The sequence below is a fragment of the Paracraurococcus ruber genome, assembly GCF_004353985.1.
Lineage (GTDB): Bacteria > Pseudomonadota > Alphaproteobacteria > Acetobacterales > Acetobacteraceae > Paracraurococcus > Paracraurococcus ruber.
Genome location: NZ_SMOA01000280.1, coordinates 1 through 6,603, shown reverse-complemented (window position 1 = coordinate 6,603; position 6,603 = coordinate 1). Strand labels below are relative to the sequence as shown.

The 6,603-nt window shown below is 75.9% G+C and carries 5 protein-coding genes; all 5 read right to left on the bottom strand.

The features are described 5' to 3' along the window. Positions 1–367: 367 nt before the first annotated feature. Complete coding sequence (locus tag E2C05_RS26920) at positions 368–586, bottom strand: hypothetical protein (protein WP_133222738.1); 219 nt, start codon at positions 584–586, stop codon at positions 368–370. 127 nt (positions 587–713) lie between these two features. Further along, the gene (locus tag E2C05_RS26915) at positions 714–1,538 is read right to left on the bottom strand and encodes a quinoprotein dehydrogenase-associated SoxYZ-like carrier (protein ID WP_158292386.1); all 825 of its coding nucleotides are present in this window, start codon (positions 1,536–1,538) and stop codon (positions 714–716) included. A gap of 5 nt (positions 1,539–1,543) precedes the next feature. Further along, positions 1,544–2,452: a quinoprotein relay system zinc metallohydrolase 2 gene (locus tag E2C05_RS26910; protein WP_200306784.1), complete on the bottom strand. Its 909-nt coding sequence runs from the start codon at positions 2,450–2,452 to the stop codon at positions 1,544–1,546. A gap of 77 nt (positions 2,453–2,529) precedes the next feature. After that, on the bottom strand, positions 2,530–5,298 hold the full coding sequence (fdhF, locus tag E2C05_RS26905; RefSeq protein ID WP_240046909.1) for a formate dehydrogenase subunit alpha: 2,769 nt from the start codon (positions 5,296–5,298) through the stop codon (positions 2,530–2,532). Further along, the coding region (locus E2C05_RS34360) for an NADH-ubiquinone oxidoreductase-F iron-sulfur binding region domain-containing protein (RefSeq protein ID WP_133222734.1) at positions 5,295–6,603 on the bottom strand (1,309 nt) is incomplete at its 5' end. The genes fdhF and E2C05_RS34360, both read right to left, overlap by 4 nt.

Here is a 6,603-nt window from a genome sequence, read left to right as displayed (position 1 = left end):
GAGGCGCCGGGCACGGCCCCGCGCTGTGCGGCGGCCGCGCGCCGCGGTCCCGGCGGATGGCGGCGATCCGTGCGGGCATGGCCGCGCGCCGAACGGCCTCCTCCCCCGCAGACCAGCGCGGCGCTTCGGCCCGGCTCGGCCGGCACCCCGAGACCCTGCGGCCTCCGGCAGGCCGCGCTGCCGCCAACCATCGGTGCGGGCGGCGGCGATCCGCGCCGGCATGGCCGCGCGCCAAACGGCCTCCTCCCCCGCAGAGCAGTGCGGCGCTTCGGTCCGGGCCGGCCGGCACCCCGAGACCCTGGGCCCCCGGCAGGCCGCGCTGCCGCCAGGCATCGGTGCGGTGCGCGCGCGCTCGGGCGCCGCGGCCTCAGATCCTCTCCTGCCGCGGGACATTCACCTGGCACCGCACCCGGCTGAGGGTGAAGGCGGGGTGCTGCGCCAGCCATCGCGCCGCGATGATCTGCGCCTTGGTGGTGCAGGCCATGACGGAGCCGATCTCGGCCACCGGCCGTTCCTCCCGGCATTCGGTGGGGGAGGCGGCGAGGCAGACGACCATGACGAGTTCGATCACGAGCGGAGATTCCATCGAGGGGACGGCGCAGCCCGGCGGACCCTTCTCCCCCTCCTCCGGCCAGGGCGCGCGCCCGGCCGCTTGGCGGCAAGCCTAGCACGCGACGCCTCTCGCGACACCGTGATTCCGCCCTACCCCGCCCTCAGCCGGTGGTCCCGAGCGTCCAGGTCCCGGCGAAGCGGCGGTCGCGGTTGTCCGCCGCCTCGACACGCAATTCGCCGCCCGGCTCGCCGGCCAGGGTGAAGCCGAAGGTCGGGTTCTCCGCGATGGAGATGTCGGGCGCCACGCCGATCACCTCCGCCCCGGCATAGGTCACCCGGATCTCCCGGATATACTCGGCCGGGATCGAGAGGCGGGTGAGCGGGTCCATCTGCAGGCCGGAGGTGTTGGGATGGCTGATCGCCACCTGCACCGGCACGGCCCGGCCCGGCCCCGGCGGCCCTTCCGGCAGGGCCAGCCGCATCCGGCCCATGCGCTGCCGCGCCGCCTCAAGGTCGCCGCCGATCGGGGCGGAACAGCCGCCCGCAGCCTTCACGAAGCGCGCCGCCTCGAGCAGCCTGCCATCCGCCGTCTCCGCCACCGCATGCAGCAGCGTATAGGCATCCACCCGGATACGGGCGGTCAGCGCCCGCAGCGCGCCCGGCTGCCCCGCCCGGAACACGGCGGCCAGCGGCAGCGGGTTCTCGTCCACCACCAGCGTCAGCGTGGTGACCTGCGGCGCGATCTCCGCCGAGAGGGCGATGGCGATCGGCACCAGCGCCGCATCCTGCGCCCGGGCCGGCGCGGTCAGGTCCAGCGCCGCGCCGGCCGGCGCCACCGGCCGGTCGCCGAGGATCGCCTGCCGCAGGTCGTGCCAGCGGGCCGCCCGGCGCGGCGTTTCCGCCGGCTCGATCCCCTGGGCATGGGCGATGGCGGGCAGCGACAGGCCGGCGAGGAGCAGCGGCCGGCGCGGGAAGGCGGGATGCATGGCGGCTACTCCCATTCCAGTTCGCGGTAGGCGACGGTGACGTTGCGGGCGTGATAGGCCTCGGCCAGCGGCCAGCGCCGCGCCTCCTCCGGGGCGACGCGGCTTGGCGCCTCGGCGATGCCGATCCCGGCGGCGATGGCGGCGCGGGTGCCGTCGCGCAGCGCCTCCAGGTAACGCGCCAGGTCCGCCGCCGCTTCCGGCCAGGGCACGGAAGCCGGGCCATGGCCCGGCACCGCCCGCACCGCCGGCAGGTCGCGCAGCGCCGCCAGCACGCGCAGCCAGCCCGCCAGGCTGCCCTCCAGCGCCGGGATGCGCCCGAGGAAGAGCAGGTCGCCGGCCCAGAGCATGCCCGCGCCGCTGTCCAGCACGGTCAGGTCGTGGTCGGTATGCGCCGTGGGCCAGGCCCGCAGGTCCAGCACCCGGCCGCCGAGGTCGAGCGCCAGCCGGTCGGCGACCAGCCGCGTCGGCGCCAGCGCATCGCTGCCCGCCGCCGCCTCGCCCACCTCCCGCGCCAGCACGCGCCGGTCGAATTCGCGCCGCTGCGCCAGGGCGGCGGGCAGCCGCGCATGGGCGACGACCTCGGCGCCAAGATCGGCGAAGGCGGCGCCGCCCAGCACATGGTCGGGATGCGCATGCGTCAGGATGACATGGCGGATGGGCAGGCGCGTCGCCGCCTCCACCGCGCGGCGCAGCCGCTGCCCATGCGCCAGGCTGCCGCCCGGATCCACCACCGCCACCGCGTCGCGCCCCAGGAGAAAGCCGGTATTGGCGATGGCGCCGAGATTGGCGGCGGAGGCCTCCGCAGCCTCGCCCGGCAGGACGAAGGCGCCGGGGGCGACCTCCACGGCCACCGGTGCGGCGCCGCCCAGCAGCGCGCCGCCCAGGGCGATCGACGCCCGCCGCCCGACCGGCACCCCCCGGGAGGCGCCCTGCCCCTCCCGCGCCCTCCCCGCCAAGGGCCGAAGGGCCCTTGGATCCCGGGGGCCTGGAGTCATGCCGCGGCGACGCGCACGGCGCAGAACTTGAACTCGGGGATCTTGCCGGTGGGGTCGAGCTGCGGGTTGGTCAGCAGGTTCGCCGCCGCCTCCCGATAGGCGAAGGGGACGAAGACCAGCCCCTCCGGCAGCGCCGGATCGGCGCGCGCCGCGAGCTCGATCGCACCGCGCCGCGTCTCCAGCCGCAGCCGCTGCCCCGGCACCAGGCCCAGCCGGGCGAGGTCTGCCGGCGCGAGGGAGGCGGTCGGCTCCGGCTCCAGCGCATCCAGCGCCGCGGCGTGCCGCGTCATGGTGCCGGTGTGCCAGTGCTCGAGCTGCCGTCCCGTGGTCAGCACGAAGGGGAAGCGCTCGTCCGGCATCTCGTCCGGGTCGCGCAGCCCGGCCGGGACGAAGCGGGCCCGGCCGGAGGCGGTGGGGAAGCCGTCCCCGAAGACGATCGCCTCCCCCGGCGCATCCGGCGCGTGGCAGGGATAGGTGACGCTGCCCTCGCGCTCCAGCCTCTCCCAGGTGATGTTGGCCAGCGACGGCGTCGCCGCCGCCATCTCCGGGAAGACGTCGCGCGGGTGGCGGTAGTCCCAGCGCAGGCCGAGCCGGTTCGCCAGCTCGACGATGATCGCCAGGTCCTGACGCACGCCCGCCGGCGGCGGTACCGCGGCGCGGCCCATCTGCACCTGCCGGTTGGTGTTGGTGACGGTGCCGTCCTTCTCCGGCCAGGCGGAGGCGGGCAGCACCACATCGGCCAGCGCCGCCGTCTCGGTCAGGAACAGGTCCTGCACCACCAGGTGGTCCAGCCGCGCCAGCGCCGCCCGGGCATGCGTCACGTCCGGGTCCGACATCGCCGGGTTCTCGCCCATCACGTAGAGGCCGCGGATCGCGCCCCGCGCCATGGCGTGCATGATCTCCACCACCGTCAGCCCCGGCTTGGGGTCGAGCCGGGCGTCCCAGAGCGCCTCCAGGTGGCGGCGCGCCGCGTCGTCCCCCGTCCGCCGGTAGTCCGGGAACATCATCGGGATCAGCCCGGCATCCGAGGCGCCCTGGACGTTGTTCTGCCCGCGCAGCGGGTGCAGCCCGGTCCCCGGCCGCCCGACCTGGCCGCACAGCAGCGCCAACGCGATCAGGCAGCGCGTGTTGTCGGTGCCATGGGTGGACTGGCTGATGCCCATGCCCCAGAGGATCATGGCCGAGCGCGCCCCGGCGAAGAGCCGCGCGACGCGCCGCAACTGGTCGGCCGGCACGCCGCAGAGCGGCGCCATCGCCTCCGGCGTCAGCGCCGCGACATGCGCGCGCAACCCGGCGAAATCCTCGGTATGCGCGGCGACATAGTGCCGGTCGTACAGCCCCTCGGCGATCACCGTGTGCAGCAGGGCGTTCAGCAGCGGCACGTCGCGGCCGGCCTGGAAGCGCACCACTTCCGTGGCATGGCGGTCGAGCGCGCTGCCGCGCGGGTCCAGCGTGACCAGCCTCGCGCCGCGCGCCGCGGCTTCCTTCAGGAAGGTGGCGGCGACCGGATGGTTCTCGGTCGGCCGCGCGCCGATGACGAGGATGACCTCGGCCTCCCGGGCCGCCATGAAGGGCGCGGTGACGGCGCCGGACCCGATGCCTTCCAGCAGCGCGGCGACGCTGGCGGCATGGCAGAGCCGCGTGCAGTGATCCACGTTGTTGGTGCCGAAGCCGGTGCGGACCAGCTTCTGGAACAGGTAGGCTTCCTCGTTCGATCCCTTGGCCGACCCGAAGCCGGCCAGCGCATCCGGCCCCTGCGCGTCGCGGATGCGGGCGAGGCCGCCGGCGGCGAGCGCCATCGCCTCCTCCCAGCTTGCCTCCCGGAACTTGCCGCGGGCGCGCTGCGGGTCGAGGCAATCGAGCGGGTCCTTCGGCGCGATGCGGATCAGCGGCGTGGTCAGCCGGTCCGGATTCGCCAGGTAGTCGAAGCCGAAGCGGCCCTTGACGCAGAGCCGCCCCTGGTTGGACGGGCCGTCGCGCCCGACCACCTCCTCGATCGCGCCGTCGCGCACGCGGAAGCCGACCTGGCAGCCGACGCCGCAATAGGGGCAGACGCTGGCCACCTCCCGCACCGGCGGCGCGGCGCGGTGGCCCTGGTCGTCCAGCACGGCCTTCGGCAGCAGCGCCCCGGTCGGGCAGGCCTGCACGCATTCGCCGCAGCCGACGCAGGAGGAGGCGCCCATCGGGTCCAGCAGGTCGAAGCTGACCGTCACCCCCATCCCGCGCCCGGCCAGGCCGATGACGTCGTTGTGCTGCACCTCGCGGCAGGCGCGCTCGCACAGCCCGCACTGGATGCAGGCATCGAGCTGCACCGCCATGGCGGGATGCGACAGGTCGGGCGCCGGCCGCGCCGGCTCGGGCGGGAAGCGCGATCCGGCGAGGCCGAGCCGCCACGCCCATTGCACGAAGCCGGCGCCCGCATCCCGCGCCGCGGCGCCGGGCTGGTCGGCCAGCAGCAGCTCGAACACCAGGCGGCGGGCCCGCTGCGCCCGGTCGCTGCCGCTGCGCACCACCATCCCGTCGCGCGGCTGGCGGAGGCAGGAGGCGGCGAGCACGCGCTCGCCCTCGATCTCGACCAGGCAGGCGCGGCAATTGCCGTCCGGCCGATAGCCGGGCTGCTGCGGCCGGTGGCAGAGATGCGGGATCTCCGTCCCCTCCCGCGTCGCCACCTGCCAGATGGTCTCGCCCGGCGCCGCCGCGACCGCGCGGCCATCGAGCGTGAAGCGGACCGGCGCCGTCGCCATGCCGGGCTGCGCCGCGCTCATGGCACCGCCTCCGGCATGTGGCGCAACAGGCTGCGCACCGGGTTCATCGCGGCCTGGCCCAGGCCGCAGATCGAGCCATCGGCCATGCCGGCCGCCAGTTCCTCCAGCAGGGCGCGGTCCCAGCGCGGCGCCCGCAGCAGCGCATCCGCCTTGGCCGTGCCGACGCGGCAGGGCGTGCACTGGCCGCAGCTTTCCTCGCGGAAGAAGCGGACCAGGTTGCGCGCCGCCTCCGCCAGGTCGTCCCGGTCGGACAGGATGACGACCGCGCCCGAGCCGACGAAGCAGCCCTGCGCATCCAGCGTGCCGAAATCCAGCGGCAGGTCGGCCAGGCGTTCCGGCAGGATGCCGCCGGAGGCGCCGCCGGGCAGGTAGGCGGCGAAGCGGTGGCCGGGCAGCATGCCGCCGGCGAATTCCTCGACCAGTTCGCGGGCGGTGACGCCGGCCGGGGCCAGCTTCTCGCCGGGGTCGCGGACGCGTCCGCTGACGCTGAAGAAGCGCAGCCCCTGCCGGCCGCGGCGGCCCATGGCGGCATGCGCCGCCGCCGCTTCGGGATGCGCCAGGATTTCCGGCAGCAGCCACAGCGTCTCGACATTGTGGATCAGCGTCGGCCGGCCGAACAGGCCGTGCTCCCCCGGGAAGGGCGGCTTGTGCCGGGGATATCCGCGGCGGCCTTCCAGGCTTTCCAGCAGCGCCGTCTCCTCCCCGCATATGTAGGCGCCGGCGCCGCGGCGGAGATGGATCGGCATGCGCGCCAGCCCGGCCGCGTCCAGCGCCGCGATCTCCCGCGCCAGCGCCCGGTGCAGATGCGGGTACTCGTCCCGCAGGTAGATCCAGCAGGCCGCGGCGCCGATCGCCTCGGCCGCGATCAGCATCCCCTCCAGGACGCGGTGCGGCTCGGTCTCCAGGCAGTGGCGGTCCTTGAAGGTGCCGGGCTCGCCCTCGTCGGCATTCACCACCAGGTGGCGCGGCGCCGGCTGCGCCATGACGAGCCGCCATTTGCGCGCGGCGGGGAAGCCGGCGCCGCCGAGGCCGCGCAGGGAGGCCGCGTCCAGCGCCTCCAGCAGCCGCGCTTGGCCGGTCGCGCCCTCCGCCTGGGCCCGGCGCAGCGCGGCATAGCCGCCCCGCGCCTGGTAGTCCGCGAGGCCGGGCGGCACCGGCAGCGGCGGCGGCCCCTGCCGCACCGCCTCCGCCAGCCGCGCGGGCGTCGCGTGCTCCACCAGCTCATGCCCAAGCGCCGCCGCCGGCGCGCGGTGGCAGGCGCCCAGGCATGGCGCCACGACGACCCGCGCGCCGCCGGGCGGCGCG

Coding starts and splice junctions, on each gene's coding strand:
- fdhF (WP_240046909.1), bottom strand. CDS start 5,298: ATGAGCGCGGCGCAGCCCGGCATGGCGACGGCGCCGGTCCGCTTCACG.
- E2C05_RS26915 (WP_158292386.1), bottom strand. CDS start 1,538: ATGCATCCCGCCTTCCCGCGCCGGCCGCTGCTCCTCGCCGGCCTGTCG.
- E2C05_RS26920 (WP_133222738.1), bottom strand. CDS start 586: ATGGAATCTCCGCTCGTGATCGAACTCGTCATGGTCGTCTGCCTCGCC.